Source organism: Rhizobium hidalgonense, from assembly GCF_005862185.2.
In the GTDB taxonomy this organism is placed as follows: domain Bacteria; phylum Pseudomonadota; class Alphaproteobacteria; order Rhizobiales; family Rhizobiaceae; genus Rhizobium; species Rhizobium hidalgonense.
The window spans coordinates 91,248-109,413 of the sequence record NZ_CP054028.1 but is presented as its reverse complement, the minus strand read 5'-3'; the positions used below and the strand labels follow the sequence as shown (position 1 = coordinate 109,413).

Annotated in this window: 15 protein-coding genes; 5 read left to right on the top strand and 10 right to left on the bottom strand. The window is 61.3% G+C overall.

What is annotated here, in order from left to right; all coding sequences use genetic code 11:
* The first annotated feature begins 45 nt into the window (after positions 1–45).
* On the top strand, positions 46–1,137 hold the full coding sequence (locus tag FFM81_RS21770; protein ID WP_138384599.1) for a saccharopine dehydrogenase family protein: 1,092 nt from the start codon (positions 46–48) through the stop codon (positions 1,135–1,137).
* Between the two features lie 154 nt (positions 1,138–1,291).
* Here FFM81_RS21770 and FFM81_RS21765 read toward each other — a convergent pair whose 3' ends face one another.
* The 8 genes from FFM81_RS21765 to FFM81_RS21730 form a co-directional block, all read right to left on the bottom strand.
* Positions 1,292–2,335 (bottom strand): ABC transporter ATP-binding protein, encoded by a 1,044-nt coding sequence (locus FFM81_RS21765; protein ID WP_003572068.1) that lies wholly within the window; start codon positions 2,333–2,335, stop codon positions 1,292–1,294.
* A gap of 19 nt (positions 2,336–2,354) precedes the next feature.
* Positions 2,355–4,067: a GH32 C-terminal domain-containing protein gene (locus FFM81_RS21760; RefSeq protein ID WP_138384600.1), complete on the bottom strand. Its 1,713-nt coding sequence runs from the start codon at positions 4,065–4,067 to the stop codon at positions 2,355–2,357.
* Between the two features lie 4 nt (positions 4,068–4,071).
* Positions 4,072–4,965, bottom strand: coding sequence for a carbohydrate ABC transporter permease (locus FFM81_RS21755; RefSeq protein WP_138384601.1), 894 nt, complete (start codon positions 4,963–4,965; stop codon positions 4,072–4,074).
* Positions 4,958–5,896 carry a carbohydrate ABC transporter permease gene (locus FFM81_RS21750; RefSeq protein ID WP_025417964.1) on the bottom strand — a complete coding sequence of 313 codons (939 nt, stop codon included), beginning with the start codon at positions 5,894–5,896 and terminating at the stop codon, positions 4,958–4,960. The genes FFM81_RS21755 and FFM81_RS21750 overlap by 8 nt, the downstream gene beginning before the upstream one ends.
* Before the next feature lie 222 nt (positions 5,897–6,118).
* Entirely contained in the window at positions 6,119–7,411 is a 1,293-nt protein-coding gene (locus FFM81_RS21745; RefSeq protein ID WP_025417965.1) for an ABC transporter substrate-binding protein, read from the bottom strand.
* Between the two features lie 36 nt (positions 7,412–7,447).
* On the bottom strand, positions 7,448–8,452 hold the full coding sequence (locus tag FFM81_RS21740; RefSeq protein WP_138384602.1) for a LacI family DNA-binding transcriptional regulator: 1,005 nt from the start codon (positions 8,450–8,452) through the stop codon (positions 7,448–7,450).
* Between the two features lie 129 nt (positions 8,453–8,581).
* Complete coding sequence (locus tag FFM81_RS21735) at positions 8,582–8,902, bottom strand: hypothetical protein (protein WP_003572057.1); 321 nt, start codon at positions 8,900–8,902, stop codon at positions 8,582–8,584.
* A 103-nt stretch (positions 8,903–9,005) separates the two neighbouring features.
* Entirely contained in the window at positions 9,006–9,683 is a 678-nt protein-coding gene (locus FFM81_RS21730) for a transcriptional regulator NanR (protein WP_128397856.1), read from the bottom strand.
* A gap of 202 nt (positions 9,684–9,885) precedes the next feature.
* Between FFM81_RS21730 and FFM81_RS21725 the strand changes: the two genes are divergently transcribed.
* Positions 9,886–10,395, top strand: coding sequence for a GNAT family N-acetyltransferase (locus tag FFM81_RS21725; RefSeq protein WP_138384603.1), 510 nt, complete (start codon positions 9,886–9,888; stop codon positions 10,393–10,395).
* A 295-nt stretch (positions 10,396–10,690) separates the two neighbouring features.
* Here FFM81_RS21725 and FFM81_RS21720 read toward each other — a convergent pair whose 3' ends face one another.
* Complete coding sequence (locus FFM81_RS21720) at positions 10,691–11,023, bottom strand: GYD domain-containing protein (RefSeq protein WP_003572051.1); 333 nt, start codon at positions 11,021–11,023, stop codon at positions 10,691–10,693.
* Between the two features lie 516 nt (positions 11,024–11,539).
* Here FFM81_RS21720 and FFM81_RS21715 point away from each other — a divergent pair.
* The 3 genes from FFM81_RS21715 (at position 11,540) to FFM81_RS21705 (ending at position 17,646) form a co-directional block, all read left to right on the top strand.
* Positions 11,540–12,433 (top strand): protein-L-isoaspartate O-methyltransferase family protein, encoded by an 894-nt coding sequence (locus tag FFM81_RS21715; protein ID WP_003572049.1) that lies wholly within the window; start codon positions 11,540–11,542, stop codon positions 12,431–12,433.
* Between the two features lie 2,763 nt (positions 12,434–15,196).
* On the top strand, positions 15,197–16,276 hold the full coding sequence (locus FFM81_RS21710) for a YihY/virulence factor BrkB family protein (RefSeq protein ID WP_138384604.1): 1,080 nt from the start codon (positions 15,197–15,199) through the stop codon (positions 16,274–16,276).
* An 86-nt stretch (positions 16,277–16,362) separates the two neighbouring features.
* Positions 16,363–17,646, top strand: coding sequence for a cystathionine gamma-synthase family protein (locus tag FFM81_RS21705; RefSeq protein WP_138384605.1), 1,284 nt, complete (start codon positions 16,363–16,365; stop codon positions 17,644–17,646).
* A 53-nt stretch (positions 17,647–17,699) separates the two neighbouring features.
* Here the strand turns inward: FFM81_RS21705 and FFM81_RS21700 are convergent, their stop codons facing one another.
* Positions 17,700–18,116 carry a cupin domain-containing protein gene (locus tag FFM81_RS21700; protein ID WP_138384606.1) on the bottom strand — a complete coding sequence of 139 codons (417 nt, stop codon included), beginning with the start codon at positions 18,114–18,116 and terminating at the stop codon, positions 17,700–17,702.
* Positions 18,117–18,166 lie beyond the last annotated feature (50 nt).

Genomic DNA, 18,166 nt, shown 5'->3' with positions numbered 1-18,166 from the left:
GCTACAGACCTGTATGTTTTATTAAGTACAGACAGGTCTGTAGCGATGGAGAGAGCAGTGACCACTCAACAAGCCGACATTATCAGAACATCACCCCACGCCGTGGCGGTCCTTGGCGCAAATGGCCATACCGGCCGTTTCGTCGTCGCCGAACTCTTACGGCGCGGGCTGAAGCCGATCGCGATCGGACGGAGCGCCGAACGATTGGCAGAGGCGGGCTTTGCCGAACGCGGCGTCGAATGCCGCGAAGCAGCGACAGAGGATGACGCGGCGCTGGACAGGGCACTCACTGGTGCGGCAGCGGTCATCAACTGCGCCGGCCCGTTCATGGACACAGCTGACGCAGTCGTGCGTGCCGCGTTGCGGGCGCGCATCCATTATCTCGACGTAACGGCTGAACAGCCAAGCGTACAAGCGACGTTCGACCGGCATGAGGCTGCGGCCCGGAATGCCGGCGTAGCCGTCATCCCGGCCATGGGATTTTACGGCGGGCTGGCAGACCTGCTGGTGGCGGCCCTGATGGACGAATGGCAGCATGCCGACACTGTCGAAATCCGGATTGCACTAGACAGCTGGCTGCCGACGAAAGGCACGCGCGTGACCGGGGAAAAGAATACCGCAAAGCGCCTGGCGGTCAGCGGCGGGCAGCTTGGGCCTGTGCAGCAGCCGCCGGCCGAGAAAATATCCGTTTTGCCGGCGCCGTTCGGCCAGCAGACATTCGTCGAGCTTCCATTTTCGGAAGTGCCGTTGATCGCCCGCCACGTCCGGACCAAGGAATTGCACACCTTTCTCAGCACGATAGCTCTGCGGGATGTTCGGGATCCATCAACGCCCCCGCCTCAGGCCATCGATGAAACCGGACGATCGGCGCAGCGCTTTGCCGTTGAGGTGATCGTCACGCAAGGCGAGCTGCGCCGCCGGAGTCTCGCCCAGGGACAGGATATCTATGCCGTTACCGCGCCGATCATCTGCGAAGCGGTCCAGCGTATCCTGTCCGGTGAGATCCGTGATACCGGGGCAAAGCCACCGGCTGCCATTTTCCACGCCGCGAGCTTCCTGGGCGCACTCGGCCCCAATCTGTCGGTTGAGACATCGGAAACCTCAGATCTTCAGAAGGTCAGTCCATTGATGGCGTGAGGGACCTCCAGTCTCCAGCCTAATCAGGGAGCCTGTTGCTGCACAAATCCCCCGCGAAATCACTCACCCTCGCAAAAGTCGGGCATTTTTTGCGAGGGATCTCTGCGACACTCACATCGGCACGCCGCTCAGAGCGACCCACAGGGCATCAATCTCAATTTAGGCGATTACCGCCTGTTCCAAACAAATGCACCTTCGACAGGTCAGGGGCGATCGAGATTTGTTGTCCCGGTTCCAATTCGACCCGTTCTCGTAGAAGCAGGCTGATATCGACGTTCCCGAGCCTCGCGTTGATGTGGGTTTCTGATCCGGTCGGCTCGACAACGACGATGGTGGCCGGCACGCCGTCCTCGCGGATCGCCATATGCTCGGGGCGGATGCCATAAGTGACGGCGTCGGCGTTTTGCCGGCCGGGCGGCAGAGGCAGGCTGGTCCCGTCCAAAACGAAGCTGCCGCCGCTGACCTTGCCTTCGAACAGGTTCATGGCGGGCGAACCGATGAAAGAGGCGACGAAGGTGTTTGCCGGCCGGTCGAAGAGTTCGAGCGGCTTGCCGATCTGTTCGACGCGGCCGCTGCGCATCACGACGATTTTGTCGGCCATGGTCATGGCTTCGATCTGATCATGGGTGACATAGACGGTAGTGGTCTTCAGCCGCTGGTGAAGCTCCTTGATTTCGGCCCGCATCGTCACACGCAGCTTGGCGTCGAGGTTGGAGAGCGGCTCGTCGAAGAGAAAGACCTGCGGATGGCGGACGATCGCCCGGCCCATGGCGACGCGCTGGCGCTGGCCGCCCGACAATTGCTTGGGCAATCTGTCGAGGAGAGGTCCGAGCGCCAAGATGTCGGCAGCCTCCCTCACCTGCTTTTCGATCGTCGACTTGTTCCGCCCCTGGAGCTTCAGAGCGAAGCCCATATTCTCCGCGACGGTCATGTGCGGATAGAGCGCGTAGCTCTGGAACACCATGGCGATATCCCGCTCCTTCGGCGCCACGTCGTTGACCACCCGGCCGCCGATGCGGATTTCGCCGTCGCTGATCTCCTCGAGCCCTGCGAGCATTCTGAGCAGCGTAGACTTGCCGCAGCCCGAGGGGCCGACGAGCGTGACGAATTCGCCGTCCTCGATATCGATGGAGACGCCGTGGATCACCGGCACGGCACCATAATGCTTGCGGGCTTCATCTATCGTCACCGACGCCATGTCGTTTATCCTCCAGAAATTAAAGACCGAGCTGCCAGATTTCGGCGGCGAGCATATTGCCCTCGGGCGCGGTCAGGCGTACCGCGCGTACACCCTTGAAGCCGGGCAGCCGTTTGGTTCCCGTCCATCGGCCATCGTCGGCGAAGACCTCGAGCGAGCCCGCATCGAGGAATATCCGGATAGTCGACGGGCGTGCGCCCGCAGCGATATAGCGGGGCGATGTCTTGGCATTCGCCACCGAAAAGGGAATGCTCAGCCCATCATCGTTCAGCTGAACAACAACCGTTGCTTCGGAATGTTCGAATTCCAAACGGAACGCGTTGCCGGCTTCCTTCAGCGTCAGCAGGATTTCGATGGAGCCGTTGGCGAGATCGACGGCCTGGCCTTCCAAAAGACCTCCGACATCCAGTCGGTGCCGCCGCAGGCTTTCCGCACCTGACACCGGTGGTGTGATCAGCGCCCCGTTTCGCAATGCCAGCCGGCGCGGCAGGGTCATCGCCGTCGGCATGTCGATCTCTCTGGAAATATCCGTCCAGTTCGCAAGCCACGCAATGCCGACCGGGCCGTCCTCGTCGACGAAGGCCTGAAAGGCATAGGCATCGGTGCCGAAATCCAATTCCTGTTCAAATTCCATGGAGAACTGTTGGCCATCGAAGCGGCCGACGGTCGCAGTCGTCATGTTGCGCCGGCCCGTTGCCGGGTCGCGGCTTGTGAGAAGACCGAAGATCAATGCCCAGCGCGTCGACGGGTCGCCTGCCGGACCGTCGAGCGGCACCATGCAGGGGCACTCCGCCGCCGTCATCCCGAAGCGGTTTTCGCGGTGAAGCATGCCGAGGAACGTCCAACCCGTCGCCGCAGCCGGATCATCTGTTTCGTAGAGCAGGATGACGCCGCCCTCGCGGTCCCGCGTGCCCAGCAACATCTTCCATTTGCCGTCGGGGCCTGAAAAGACGTAAGGGTCGCGGAAGTCAGTGGTCAGGCCGAGCCCGGTGGGACGCGCCGGCAGGATCAGGCTTGCCGGCTCGACATTGACAAGATCGCGGCTGGTGGCCGTGAACTGAACCTGTTCCTCCGGTTCCCGATCCTTCATATGCTCGGTGAAAAAGATGCGAATTCCGCTGCCATCAAGCGCGATCGCCGAGCCGGAAAATGCCCCGCCCCGCCCATCGGCCTGCGCGGCGAGTTCATCCGAAGGCGGAAGAAAGATCGGGAGATGCGTCCAGCGAAGATAGTCGTCCGAGACCGCATGACCCCAATGCATGTTGTTCCAGCGAAGGCTGTGGGGATAGTGCTGGTAGAAGAGGTGCAGCTTGCCGCCGAACCTTCCGAACCCGTTGGGATCGTTCATCCAGCCGAAAGGCGGGCGGAAGTGATAGCCGCCCGGTACGTCGGGGGTAGCATTGGAAGGGCGGACGTGCAGTAGCCGGATGCCTTCTTCGAGAACGCGGGACTGACGGAAGGCATAGAGCACCGAGACCTCGGTCGTCGTGGGATCATAGGAAAAGACCGTCTCTCCGCCTCTTTCCAGCGTCAGTAACCGGAACTCGAATTCATGCGGATTTGAAGTTTCGACAGTACCGGCCGCATTTCCTTCGGCGTGTGCCGTCAGCCTTCCCGGGGCGGCGCCGTGCGACGCCTTGATCCAGGCATGGATCGTGGCCCCCTCGGGCAGGATGGCGCTGATCGTCTCCAGTTCCCTTTCATCGGATGGAGAAATCGCTTGGCTTGTCATCAATTCAACCTTTCACGGCAGAGCCGATAAAGGAACTCACGAACCAGCGCTGGAATGCGAGGTAGAGCCCCAGGATCGGGATCATCATCAAAACGGAGGCTGCCATCGCACGATCCCAGTAGATGCTGTCCTGCCCGAAGAAGGTGGCGATGGCCACCGCGATCGGCCGGGCATAGTCGGTCTGCGTTACGAGGATTGGCCAAAGATACTGGTTCCACGTCTCGATACCCATGAGGATCGACACGGTGGCGAGTGCGGGCAGGCTGAGCGGCAGGAAGATCGAGTGATAGACCCGGAAAAAGGATGCGCCATCGATCTCGGCGGCCTCCAGCAATTCCTTCGGCAGCTGCGCGAAGAACTGGTAGAACAGGAAGATGTAGAGGGGGCTGGCGACCCAGGGCACGATCTGCACCGCGAAGGTATCGGACATTCCCGCCCGGGAAACCATGATCACCAGCGGCATGATGATGCTTTCCTGCGGGATCACGTAGAGCGCGATCACGATCGACAGGATGACGGCGCGACCCTTGAACGATCCCCAGGCCAGGACAAACGCGGCCATCGAATTCACAATCAGGCCGGAACAGACCGTCGTGACCAGGATGATCAGCGAGTTGATGAGGTAGCGTCCGAAGGCGAGTTCGCCCGAGAGGTGGCCGACCTCTGCATAGTTGGAAAGCGTCGGGTTCGACACCCAGAAGGCCCGGAAGCTGCCCATATCGGCCAGAATCTGGAACCGGTCATCCTTGAGGCTTGCCACGACCAGCAGCAGCAATGGGGAGACGATCACCAGGGCGATGATGAAGATGCAGATCGTCTGGATGATGCGAAGCACCGCTGCGGCGGAACGGGGCCGTGCTGTGCGGGCCTGCGGGATCGAGAGAGCGATATCAGACATCGAAGCGCCTCAGGAGCTGGCGCTGGATCAGCGCGATGATGAGAACGATCACGAACAGGATGACGGAGACGGCCGAGGCATAGCCCATCTTCTGTTCTTCGAAACCGGCCCGGACCATGTAATGGACCACCGTTTCGGTGCTGCTTTTCGGTCCGCCCTGCGTGAGAATGGCGACCTGGGTATAGAGCTTGAACGCTTGGATGGTCGTTATCACCAGGACGAAGACATGGGTCGGCCGCAGGCCGGGCATGGTCACATGCCAGAAGCGCCGGAAGGCGTTCGCACCGTCGATCTTGGCGGCATCGTAGAGTTCGTCCGGAATGCCCTGAAGGCCGGCGAGGTAGACGATCATCTGAAAGCCGTAGGCCTGCCAGGCCGAGAGCAGGACGAGCGAGAACATCGCCCACTCGGGATCGCCGAGCCAATCGATCGGCTGGATCGCTCCCCCTGAGACAAAGCTGAGGATCTGGTTGAAGGGACCCGTCGGATACTGGAACAGGGTGCCCCAGATGACGCAGACCACGACCATCGAGGTGATCGCCGGCAGGAAGAACATGCCGCGCAGCAGATTGCGGAACGGCAGCTTCTGATGCAGCAGCAGCGCCGTTGCGAAAGCCAGGCCGCACTGCGCTGGAATGATCCAGAAAGTGAAGCGTGAGACGTTCCAAAGGGCGGTCCAGAAAAGATCGTCCTGGAAGATGCGAATGAAATTGTTGAACCAGACGAACCGGACGGGCGTTGGCCGCGGCACCAGAGGCTGGTTGGTCATCGCCGTCCAGAAGGACAAGAGGAACGGCAGGATAAGAAAGAGGGTCAACAGGATCACGGCCGGCGCGAGCATGGCGGCTTCCTGCATCAGCCGTCCCTTGTCATGCCGGCGCGCCGGAGCCTTTCGGACGGATGTCGAAGATGTCGATTGTTGCATGACCATGCAGTTCGTCCTTTCCAAGCCTAAAGCATGCCGCGCAAAAGTGGGCAGCGGCTTTGCCAGGCAAAGCGCTGAGCGCTTTTGCGGCAATGACATGCGCAAAAACAAAGAGCCAAAGCGCGCGAGGAGCGGATCTGAAAGATCTCGACGCGCTTTCGATGCCGGTCCCGCCCTGCGATGTCTGACGGAGACATCGCAGGGGTCGACCTTCCGGCAGCGATGCGCTTATTGCGCGTCGCCGAACGGCGGATATCCGTCATTGTCCGCGATATCCTCATCGATCTTCTTGGCGGCTGACGTCAGCGCCTCCTTCGGATCGCCACCATTGAACACCTCGTCGGCGGCTTGCATGAAGGCCGAGGTGATTGTGGGATAGGCGGGATGCGGCGGGCGCGAGACGGCCGTCTTCGACGCCTGTTCGAAGGCGATCGCCATCGGGCCGCCATTTGCATAGAGCGGAGATTCGGCCGCGAAACTCTTCAGGCCGGGATAACCCGACTGGCTCGCGACGTAGGCTCGATATTCCTTGTCCTTCAGCAGGAAGCTGATGAACTTGGCCGCTATATCGGGATGTTTCGACGTCTTGGTGATCGCCCAGATCCAGGTGCCATTGGGGCTCGCGCCCTTTGTGCCGAACTTCGGAAGCGGCAGCACGACAATATTGTCCTTCATGGTCGCTGCGGCCTCCGCATAGACCCAGTGTCCGCCGAGCGCCAGCGCGGCCGGATTTCCTTCGGCGAAGAACTGATTGGTGCCGGCCGATTGCGGCACGACCCAGCCGTTCTTGACCCATTTCTGCATCATGGCGAGAGCATCGACGCAGGCGTCGCTGTCGAGCGTGCCCTCTGATTTCCAGGCCTTGCGGTCGATCAGGTCGCAGCCGGCCGATTGCAGGATCGGGCCATAGGCATAGGTGATCCACTCGGTCTTGATGCCGTAGCCGCGGAAGGTGTCGATCGGCCACTTCACCCCATCGAGCTTGGAGAGCTTCTCGAGATAGGTTTCGAATTCCTCTCGGGTCCAGGCATCGTCGACGGATTTCGGGATGCGGGCGCCGATCGCTTCGAGATATTTCTTGTTGCCGTAAAGAACCACTGACGAGTCGGTCAGGCCGATCGCATAGAGGTCCTTGTCGATCGGGTATGTGCCTTGAGCGATGTTGGACTCCGTCATGTCGTCGAGGAGGTCCTTGTCGATCAGCGGCTTGATCGGCTGAAGATAGCCCGACCAGACGTAATTGGCGAGGAACGGTGCATCGAGCTCCATGACATCGGGCAGCTGCTTGGCCATGACGGCGGCGCTGAACTTCTCGTTATAGGCGTCGTGCGGCGCATAGATGAACTGCACGTCGACATCGGGATTGGCCGCCTCGAACCGTTCGGCGACCTTGCCATAGGCGGCGACAAAACCGGGATCGCCCTGATGCATGATCTGGATCGCGGTCTTTTCGGCGGCAGCAGCCCACGGGGCAAAGAGCGCCGATGTCAGGACCAGAGACCAAAGTAAACGATTACCCATTAGAATTCCTCCTCAATTGAATGGGTCGAGTTCAAATTATACGGATGCCCGCTCCACCAGTTGGAACGGCAGTTTCTGCACTCCGACCGGGGGCCGGTCATCGGCAAGCAGGATGTGCGCGGCTTGGCGGCCCATGGCACGGTGCGGCAGCGCCATGGTCGTCAGCGGCGGATCGAGACGCGAGGCGATCTCGACCTGGTTGTCGAAACTCGCGACCGCGACATCATCGGGGATACTTGCGCCGCATCGGCGCAACGCGGCATAGACCTCCATCGCCACGCGATCGTTGCCGCACAGGATGGCATCGGGGCGGCGGGGACCCGTCATGAGATCATGCACATGCGTCGGCACGAGGCTGTGGGCCCGGTCGCTATAGATCGCCTTGCTGACGGCGGGCAAGACGATGGCCCCTGGCCCGTCGATGGCGGCGTGATCGAGCGCTTGGCGGAAGCCGAGTTCGCGCAGTTCACCGGCGAGCAGTCCTGGCAGATTGATGAAAGCGATATTGCGACGGCCCGCCTCGATGAGATAGGTCGTAATCTCGATCGCCGCTCCCGCTTCATCTGGCACCAGAGACGTCACGCGGTCGTTGGCATCCCGGCAATTGATCATGACGCCCACGGTGTCGGCAAACTCGGGCGGCAGGTCGACGCTTTTATGATACATAGCGGCATAGGCAATCGCTCGCGGGCGAAATTGCCGCATTTCATCGAGGATCGACGCTACGCTGCGATGGCCGCCGAGCGTCATCGCGAACACGGCCATGTCGGCCCCACGCACGGCGCCGTCGAGCCCCCTGATGATCTCGGTTGCGAAAGGTGAGGTGATCAGGTCATCGGCAACGAGGCCCACGAGCGGCATCCAGCCCTGGCGCATGCTGCGGGCGGCGAAATTGGTGACATAGCCAATCTCCTCGGCTATCTCCTTGATCCGCTGGCGGGTTTCCTCCGACATGCGCGCCGAGCCGCCATGCAGTGCACCTGACACCGTCTTGACGGAAACACCGGCGCGGGCGGCTATGTCGTTGAGTGAGGCAGTCATGGGTTCTCATGGGTTATCGATTACCCAAGGTGATATCAGTCGCGTTCCATCGAGTCAAGAATGTCAATCCTCGACGCTGACCGATGAAAAAAACCCGCCGAAGCGGGTTTTTTTGGGCGAAGAGGCCACTCAGTTGTTGTGGGCTGCGCAGGCCTCGTCCATTGGCGTGGCGTTGCTGGTGCCGCCCTGCGTCTGAAGATTGGCGGAGTTGTTGACCGGGTTGGGGCACTTGGTCTTGTCCATCTTCATCGTGCCGCCGGTCGTGGAGCCCGTCGTGGTGCTATCCATCGCCATCGGTTTCTTGGCCTTCGTGTCGGTCGTGGCACCGCCGCCCTGATCGGCCTGGTTCTTGTCGATCGTGGCGCCGGCCGGAGCCGGATTGGACTGGGCGAAAGCCGACGTGGCCATGCCGAGGGCGAAAAGCGAAGCTGCTACGAGTTTCATACGCATCTGATGTCCTCCTTGGGATCTTTGCGTGCTTGGCCTATCCACAACCTCGCCGCCACATCATTGTTCCGCTGATGCTGATAAATGCGGACATGCAGAGTTGAGCTTATTTTGCGTAAAGCGCCCGTGATCGTTCGAGGTGTTTGAGCAGCGCCATTTCGGAGCCGTCGACATCGTTGGCTTCGAGGCGGTCGACGATTTCGTCGTGTTCGGCCAGCGTAAACTTTTCCTTGCCGGTCCAGATTAGCATCTCGGTATGATATTCCTTCAGCCAGGCGAGCATCGCTTCGCTGACGGCGACGTAAATCGGATTGCCGGAGATCTGGGCGATGCGGGTGTGGAATTCCATATCGGCGTCGATGAATTCTTCGGCCTGCCCGAGCGACAGGCGCTGGCGCTCGATGATGGCTCTGAGGTCGCTGATATCGTTTGCCGAGGCGCGTTGGGCGGCCTCGCGGGCCATGCCGCGTTCGAAGAAGATGCGCGCGCTTTTCAGGTGCTCCAGTGAATCGGCCGATTGTGACAGCATGATCTTGGCGGTGAGGTCGACCTGGCGGAAAATCGACTTTGCCGTCAGCCTCAGCACCTTGGCCCGTTCGCCGTGCGAAATGCTGACGAGGCCCTTGTTGGCGAGCGACTGCATGGCCTCGCGGATCGCCGGGCGGCCGACGCCGAAGCGCTCCATCAGCACCCGCTCGGAGGGCATTTCGTCACTAGGCAAAAGCTCGCCCGAGGTTATCATTCGCTCAAGTGAAACAGCGGTGAAGCTTTCCTTTCGAAACATCGAAAGTCCATTTCTTCGGCCAGCGGACCCAGCAGCGTTTGCACGCCTGAGACTCGTCGCGCGCAGGCCCCAAACGCGACATCGGGATTGATGCTGTCAGGCGCGCTTGACGATGCCTCATCTTGGCAGAAGAAATGCGACGTGTAATCTAATCTCCGAAGATCGCCGATAGGTTGTCGGCTGACGATGAGGGAGCCAAGACATGCACGTTCGAAAAGCCGTCTCCTCGGACGCCGGGGAGTTGAGCGCACTGCTGAACGAGATCATCCGCGTCGGCGGAACGACAGCACTCGAGACCCGGCTTTCGGCCGCCGAGTTCGCCGATTGGTTCATCGACGGCGAGTTTCCTGTTGTCTGCCATGTTGCAGAACACGGTCAGTGGCTGATGGGCTTTCAATCGCTGAGCCTATACGGCGACCCGCCAAAAGGCGTTGCCGACATTGCGACCTTTGCCCGTGTGAACCCGAAGACCGCAGGCGTCGGCAGCGCGCTTTTTCCCGCGACCCGCGCGGCTGCGAAAGAACTCGGGCTCGAATTCATCAATGCGACCATCCGCGCCGACAATGTCAGCGGACTTGGCTATTATGCGAAGATGGGCTTTGAGACCTATGACAGGCTGCTCCAGGTTCCACTTCAGGATGGGACGCCTGTCGACAGGATCAAGAAGCGTTTCCGCCTAGACGCCCGGCATCACGCGACGCCTGACGCCTAAGGAGCCGAAGGCGTTATCGGAAGACGTTGACGCGGCAGGCCGGTGCGACCTGCTCGCATCTCATCGATGTGCGGCGAGTACGTGGGGCAGTATCGGTGGAAGCGTTTCAGTGAACGAGCATAGAAGCGTGCATAAGGTAGTTCACCAACGCTGCCGAGCACATGTCGCTCGTCGCGAAACGGAAGGCGACGCTGGGACGGCGGAAGCCCCCTTCCGACAGCCGGATTGATGATGCGGAACGAACTGGCAGCGGATCGAACATCCGCTGCCAGAGATGGTTCAACGAGTGGACTGCTTATTTCGCCGGGGCCTTGTAGGCAGATGCGATTTTGCCCGCCTTTTCTTGGGCGGCCTTGAATTCCGCACCCGTGTATGCGCGCACGGTTTTGATATTCGATACTGCGCCTGATGCGCCTACGACAAGAAGTGCGGGGATCAGGTCAACACCGTCAGGAAATTCAGCGATTACCATCCAGTCAGTTTCACCGGTCGTGACGTAGAAAGAACGCTGTTTCCCACCTGCTGCTTCCATGATGGCACGGGCCGCCGCTTCCCGGTCCGATGGATCGGCGATCATTCCCTTCGCTGCCGTGGCTGAATAGCACCCTGTGATTATGAACAGTGGCATAGGACATCCTCCCTCAACAAGCGGGCAGATCGGGGTGATCTGCCGCATATTCAATATCTCACATCCACGCGGTCGCCGCGATTAGATAAACCGGATTAAAAGCCGGCGTAGGTCGCCGTGTCGTCAAGAAGCCCAGCGCCACCTCTCCTCCGTCGAAACATCGACGGACGAAGATGCCGCAGCTCCCGGCGACCATTCTCGCTCGGGCTTGAACGCTGGAACCGGTAAAGCTCACCGGCACGTAGCGCCTTTGCCTACCAAACCGGCAACGCCACCGAATGTGCCCCACTTACTGCGGCGACGGTTCGGGTTTGGTAGCCCAGCTACTGTAAGTCTATGACGTGACAGCGTAGTTTTCTACAATGGAAGCAAAAATGCATTTTACTTCCGCCATTGGTGTCGGCTATTGTAAGACGCTGTCGCGTCCAACGATCCCTGATCAAGCATCGATGGACGGATGTGGAGACGCAAAGCCGCGGGAAACGGAACAGACGAAGACATATCCGGAGAATGCCCATGCCTGATGCCATGTTCACCGCCGAGGAACTTGCTTTGATCCGCCGGGCTTACGCCCATCAGGTGGCGGCAACTGCGGCAACGACCAACCCACGGATCGAGGCTGCCTTTGCCGTCGTCCCTCGCGAAGAGTTCCTCGGGGCGCCGCCATGGCAGATTGCCGGTCTGGGCGGAGGATATCGCCCCCTGGGCTCCTCTGATCTGGTTCTTGCCTATCAGGATGTGCTGTTTGCCCTGCAGCCCGACAGGGGCGTTAACAATGGCAGTCCGTCGCTGCATGCCCGCCTCCTGGCGGAACTGGACGTCCGGATCGGTGATCGCGTCGCCCATATCGGTGCCGGCACCGGCTATTATAGCGCCATTCTCGCGGAGCTGGTCGGCACCACCGGTCATGTCTATGCGGTCGAAATGGATTCCGGTCTGGCCGGCCACGCGCAAGCAGCGCTTGCCGATCGGACCAATGTCACCGTCATCACCGCCGACGGCAATCAATGGCCGCAACAAGATGTGGATGCGATCTACGTGAATTTCGCCGTCGGGCGGCCGGCGGCGCCGTGGATCGAAAGGCTGCGACCTGGAGGGCGCCTGGTGTTGCCACTCGGCGTACCGCGCCAGGGCCGACCATCGAATGGCGGTCGTCATGCCTCCCATGGTGCCGCACTTCGTATTGAGCGCGGCGCGACCGGATTTGCCGCGCGTTGGATCGGCAATGCCTATTTCGTCTGCGCCGAAGGCGGATTGGCGATCGACGAGAACGAGGTGGAGAAGCTCACGGCCGCCTTCAAGCGCGGCGGCATCGAATTCATTAAAAGCCTTCTCTGGAAGATCGAACCGCGGGTGGGACGCTGCTGGTATATCGGCGACCAATGGGCGCTTTGCTACGACGACGCCTGAGACATTTATCGCGCAAGGGGCGGGCGCTCCGTCTCATGGGGAATGGAGGGCGACGCAGCCCACCTCCGATGTCGATGTCTCCGCCCTTCGGCCGGTTTGGTCAGTTGAGGACAATCGAGACCGCGACGGCGCTAGACATCCAGTGCAGACGGCACGGGCGACAAGACGCTCAAGTCGATCTCGCTCCGATTATCTTGAGGGAAGATATTTCTAGTTTCGCGATGAGGGTGCCTGGCCAGAATAGCGAGAGCCCGGCGCGGGAGAGGTGCGCCGGGCTTCGATAGTGACCGACAGCCTGGGAGGAGGACGCTGTCCGTCGGATCGAAGCGGCTCGGAGGGGGGGAGCGCTTCGGTCCGCCATGAGGTAGTGCTGCGCCGCGGCAAATTCAAGCCTCGTAGGCGACCTCATCCCGGTGATGATGGACGAAGGGCGGGCGAGGCGCTTCACCGTGATTGCCTGCGGCTGGATTGGTATGGCGTTGTCCGCGGACAACTTGCGCTGCGCCGTTGATCGTTTCTGAAGCGCCGGCCGCGCCTCGTAATACTCCGGTTCCCTCCCGCCCTTCTGGCCCTGTGCGGAGCGCGCGCCTGATGACCCCCTGGATGGGCGGACATCGACCTCCGTAGCCGAGCTGAACCCGGAGTGCGATGCATCGGAGTTCTGATACTTGGCGCTCCTACCGAGGGCCGCCAGTGTTCCTTGTTGAGCGCGTCATCCTCGAGCCTCCATCTTGTTGGGACGCGTGAGCCGTCGTGCTCCAAGTTGCGCCCCTGTTTCATTTGGCGTCGCTGCGGCCACCCCGTCCCTCGAGGCTCATGCGGAGCGCCTGAAGTCGGGTCTCTTTGGGGGGGGCGGCCAGTTGTCCGCGGACAACTGGCCGGTGACCTTCTGCGCGACCCAATCCTTCGAGATCTTTGGCGGGGTCCCTCGTCCTGGGGATGCGGTCGGAGGTCTGGGCCGGGGAGCGCGCACCAACCCTGCGTCTGGGTCATTCGGCGCCGGCATTCCGCGTTGACGATTGAGTGCTACAAGGTGCTGAGGAGGCCATCTTGGGCCGGGACACGGCCTTCGTCAGCGCCTATACTCGAGGTGCGGTATCCCAATGCCCGCTGCTGAGCGGCAGGGTCCTCCGAAGTTCCATGTCGAAGGCGCCATCCTTCGGCACTCATCTTTCGGAGTTGCGCGCCCAAAAGCGGGAGCTGGAAGGGCTCACTCCAAGGTCTTCCGTTGCAGTCCATTTGGCGCGGTGCGGCCCTCTCGCCCTTAGGCTCCCAGCGAGGCGCTCAGGATAAGATGTGGCGTGACCCAAAGAGTCGTGCGCGGTTGTCAGGCGACAATCGGCATCAACTTCCGGCGTGCTAGGTGCGTCTCGATGTTGTCGGTGGCGCCTCTCAGGGGGAGGCTCGTAGACCGGCGCGGCTTCCTCATCGTCCGCAACAGAATCCCAACGCCTTCTGTCGCGGCCGGCATCCTCCGGCGCCTACATTCAGAGGCGTGCAGGTCACGCCGGAGCCCCGACGGGCGCGCGCCAACGCTGTCTGCATTCATTTGGCGTAGGCGCGTCTCAGGGCGAAGGCACTGTTTGTGGGCGCCGGCCTCCGCTTCCATGTCGAGCCAAACCTGCGGCGCGGCGCATCGAGACCCAGATCGCTGTTGTGCCAGTGAAACGGCGGAATCGTCCGCATTTCCTATTGAGGCGGCATCGCCAACGTTTCTCGTCCTGGGGGTGTAGTCGCAGGTGGCGGCCAAAGGACCTGCTCCATCGTTGCGCCTTGCATTCGTGCGGTGTCGTCACCCCGCCGCACCTTGGGAACCCCTCCGGGACCCACGATTGGTTGGCCGCGGACAAAGCCGCATCGCCAACATCACTAGCCGTGGTGCGCAGAAGATGGTGCGGGGCCCCGAAGGACTCGGCCCAAGCGGCTTCTCGTATCTGGCCGCGGCGGGGCGGCCGCTTGGTCCTTCTGCGCGCGGTACCGTCCAATGTTCCCCTTCCTGAGGTGAGTGAAGCTCTCGCCTCGTCCTTCAAGGCATCTACGGGGCATCTAAGGATCGGGGTCCTCTTGGAGGTAATCCTCTGTGCCAGTTGTTGGATAAGAGGCGGGTTGTCCGCGGACAACGGGATGTCGTTCGGGGCTCTCCTTCTTCCCGTTCTCCCGGCCGCTGCCGTCTTCCAAGTCGTTCACGCCGGGCGATCAGTGGCATCGTCGAGGTTGGGCGCAGGACTGTTCCAGGCTTTGGAAGGAGCCGCCGGTTCGCCGAGGTGGGCGCGCTGTTCGGTCGCGGATAAGGGGATCTGGCGCTGCTAAGCGTTGCCGCCATCACTGTTGTTGAGGCCGAGTGCTGGTTGGTTGCTGTTGTCCGTTCAACGGCTGCTCGGATGTCAGGCGCCAGTGTTGAGCGGGCGAAAAAGCCGGATCGACTGGCGGCATCTTGGGCCCCGGGAAGTCGCGCGATAGGCGATTTCCGACCGTCTGGAGCTGCAATTCGCGGCGCCGCCCCCCGTGAGGTGGAGAATTACACGTGCGGTAGTAACAAAAGTAAACTCCACGTTTGGTTCCGTGACGAGAAGAAAAATGATTAATATCAGATGGTTGTGATCTGAGGCGTATCCGGGATCCACGGGCCGTTTATGGCGCTGACGGCCCCATTGCCCTCCCCTGCGTCAGAAGGCAGATGAGAAAGCACGGCTTGCATCCTTTTGCGGTACCCCGCGTTATCCACCCAGAAAATCAGACGATGGCAAATCAGGGGGCAGGGTAATGGCAGATGCGCTTCCACTCAAGAGGTTCACCATCGCCGCTGCGATGACGGCCGCGGCCGTCGGCGCATTCATGTTGATGCAGGCAAGGCAGGGCGGTCCGCTGGGCCCGCCCACAGAACCCCACCGCGCGATTGACGATCATGGTCGTAGCGCCACCGTGCCCGAGGCTATTCCGCTCAGCGGTCTTCGGGATGTGTTCTGGCGGGTTTACCATGAAGTCCTGAACGACCGGGTGACGCTCATTGCCGCGGGTGTGACCTTCTATCTGCTGCTGGCGCTGTTTCCCGCCATGGCCGCTTTGGTCTCTCTCTATGGGCTGGTTGCCGATCCGATCACCATATCCGAGCATCTTCGCGAACTGGCCGGTCTGTTGCCGCCGGGGGCCTTCGACCTCCTGGCCGATCAGATCAAGCAACTCGTCAGCAAGCGCGACAGCGCGCTCGGCATCACCTTCTTCGTCGGTCTCGGCATTGCGCTGTGGAGCACGCATAGCGGCACGCTGGCGATCTTCGATGCGATGAACGTGGCCTATGAGGAGGACGAAAAGCGCGGTCTTATCCGGCTGAACCTCGTCGGCCTCTGCTTCACCTTCAGCGCCATGCTTCTGATGGTGGTCATGGTGGCGCTTGTCGGCGTCATGCCGGTCGTCCTCTCCTATCTCTGGCTCGATCACTTCAAGGAACACATGGCCCTTCTGCTACGGTGGCCGCTGTTGCTGCTGGTCGTTGCGGTGGCGGTGACCTCAGTCTACCGCTTCGGCCCGAGCCGGGAGCCTGCCAAGCTCCGGTGGATGACGTGGGGTGCTGCTCTAACGACCCTCGCCTGGGCGGCCATGTCGCTTGCCTTCTCCTTCTATCTCGATCATTTCGCCAATTATAACGCCACCTACGGCACGCTCGGTGCGCTGATCGGCTTCCTCATCTGGATCTGGCTTTCAGTCGTCATTCTCGTCATCGGCGCAGAGCTCAACGCCGAACTGGAACATCAGACCGCCAGGGATACGACGACGGGCACACCACTGCCGATGGGTACACGCGGCGCCTATGTCGCAGACACTTTGGGCGAGGCCGTCAACTGATCATTGAGGAGCATCATCGATGACTGCTCCTCAGACGTGGTTTTGATGTATTTTGTCCCTGGGCAATCCCGACAGAGGAGACGATCATGACGGCCCCGCATCCTTCCAAAACCCATATCGGCAACCATGCACTGCATCCCGAAACGCAGATGCTGAATTACGGCTACGATCCCGAACTCTCGGAAGGGGCGGTCAAGCCGCCGGTATTCCTCACCTCCACCTTCGTTTTCAATTCGGCCGAAGATGGCCGCGACTTCTTCGACTACGTCTCGGGCCGCCGCGAGCCGCCGGCCGGGAAGGGCGCCGGTCTCGTCTATTCGCGCTTCAACCATCCCAATAGCGAGATCGTCGAGGACAGGCTTGCCGTCTACGAACGGACGGAAAGCGGCGCACTGTTTTCCTCCGGCATGGCGGCGATCGCCACCACCCTGCTGGCTTTCGTGCGGCCGGGCGATGCGGTCCTGCATTCGCAGCCGCTCTACGGCGGAACGGAGACATTGCTGGCCAAGACGTTCCTCAACCTCGGCGTCGCCGCCATCGGGTTTGCCGATGGCGTCAGCGAAAGCTCGGTGCAGAAGGCGGCGGACGAGGCGATGGCCAAGGGCCGGGTCTCCGTCATCCTGATCGAGACGCCGGCCAATCCGACCAACAGCCTGGTCGATGTCGCGATGATCCGGCGCGTGGCCGACGCGGTCGGCGCAAAGCAGGGGCATACGCCGATCATCGTCTGCGACAACACCCTGCTCGGCCCGGTCTTCCAGCGGCCGATCGAACACGGCGCCGATATCTCGCTTTATTCGCTGACCAAATATGTCGGCGGCCATTCCGACCTGATTGCCGGCGCCGTTCTCGGCCGCAAGGCCGTCATCAAGCAGGTCAAAGCGTTGCGCGGCGCGATCGGCACGCAGCTCGATCCGCATTCCTGCTGGATGCTCGGCCGCTCGCTGGAAACGCTGCAACTGCGCATGGAGCGGGCAAACAGCAATGCGCGGGCCGTCGCCGATTTTCTGCGCGAACATCCGAAAGTCGAGAAGGTTCACTACCTGCCCTATCACGATCCGGATTCGCCGGCCGGCCGGACCTTCGCCGCGCAATGCACCGGCGCTGGCTCCACCTTCTCCTTCGACATTCGCGGGGGTCAGGCCGCCTCGTTCAAATTCCTGAATGGGCTGCAGGTCTTCAAACTGGCGGTCAGTCTCGGGGGCACGGAATCGCTGGCGAGCCACCCGGCCGCGATGACGCATTCCGGCGTGCCGGCCGATGTCCGCCAGCGCATCGGGGTGCTGGAATCGACGATCCGGCTGTCGATCGGCATCGAGCATCCGGACGATCTGATCGCAGACCTGGAGATGGCGCTGCAGGCGGCCTGAGGCGGTTTCTGTCGTGTCAATGCCCGGCGGCGCCGGGCATTGACACGACGACATTACTTGTCGTCGGTCGTCAGTTCTTTCTCGTCGGTATCCAGCACGAAGACGGCAAGCAGCCGTGCCGGCTTGGTCTTGCTGCCGTTTTTGCTGACGCTGTGATGATCGCCGGGAAATTCGGAAAAACTCTCACCGGCCTTATAGGTCTTCTCCGGCCCGTCATTCACCTTACTAGTGATCGACCCTTCGAGAACGGTGGCATAGATGAAGGCCGACTTGGGATGAGTATGGCCGGGCGAGGTACCGCCAGGCGCATATTCAACGAGCACGCCTTTCATGCTTTTGCCGGGAACATTGGGAAGCTTCTGGTCATAGACGACGGTGACCTTCGCTTTGCCGCCCGATGCAGCGTAAGCCTGCGCACCGGCTGCGAGGGCAACGGCAAACGCGGCCGTCGAAACAATCTGTCTAAACATGTGGGTCTCCTGCATTGATGGGAATAGTCGCGACAGTCGGCCGCCTCGCC

Coding starts and splice junctions, on each gene's coding strand:
- FFM81_RS21770 (WP_138384599.1), top strand. CDS start 46: ATGGAGAGAGCAGTGACCACTCAACAAGCCGACATTATCAGAACATCA.
- FFM81_RS21765 (WP_003572068.1), bottom strand. CDS start 2,335: ATGGCGTCGGTGACGATAGATGAAGCCCGCAAGCATTATGGTGCCGTG.
- FFM81_RS21760 (WP_138384600.1), bottom strand. CDS start 4,067: ATGACAAGCCAAGCGATTTCTCCATCCGATGAAAGGGAACTGGAGACG.
- FFM81_RS21755 (WP_138384601.1), bottom strand. CDS start 4,965: ATGTCTGATATCGCTCTCTCGATCCCGCAGGCCCGCACAGCACGGCCC.
- FFM81_RS21750 (WP_025417964.1), bottom strand. CDS start 5,896: ATGGTCATGCAACAATCGACATCTTCGACATCCGTCCGAAAGGCTCCG.
- FFM81_RS21745 (WP_025417965.1), bottom strand. CDS start 7,411: ATGGGTAATCGTTTACTTTGGTCTCTGGTCCTGACATCGGCGCTCTTT.
- FFM81_RS21740 (WP_138384602.1), bottom strand. CDS start 8,452: ATGACTGCCTCACTCAACGACATAGCCGCCCGCGCCGGTGTTTCCGTC.
- FFM81_RS21735 (WP_003572057.1), bottom strand. CDS start 8,902: ATGCGTATGAAACTCGTAGCAGCTTCGCTTTTCGCCCTCGGCATGGCC.
- FFM81_RS21730 (WP_128397856.1), bottom strand. CDS start 9,683: ATGTTTCGAAAGGAAAGCTTCACCGCTGTTTCACTTGAGCGAATGATA.
- FFM81_RS21725 (WP_138384603.1), top strand. CDS start 9,886: ATGCACGTTCGAAAAGCCGTCTCCTCGGACGCCGGGGAGTTGAGCGCA.
- FFM81_RS21720 (WP_003572051.1), bottom strand. CDS start 11,023: ATGCCACTGTTCATAATCACAGGGTGCTATTCAGCCACGGCAGCGAAG.
- FFM81_RS21715 (WP_003572049.1), top strand. CDS start 11,540: ATGCCTGATGCCATGTTCACCGCCGAGGAACTTGCTTTGATCCGCCGG.
- FFM81_RS21710 (WP_138384604.1), top strand. CDS start 15,197: ATGGCAGATGCGCTTCCACTCAAGAGGTTCACCATCGCCGCTGCGATG.
- FFM81_RS21705 (WP_138384605.1), top strand. CDS start 16,363: ATGACGGCCCCGCATCCTTCCAAAACCCATATCGGCAACCATGCACTG.
- FFM81_RS21700 (WP_138384606.1), bottom strand. CDS start 18,116: ATGTTTAGACAGATTGTTTCGACGGCCGCGTTTGCCGTTGCCCTCGCA.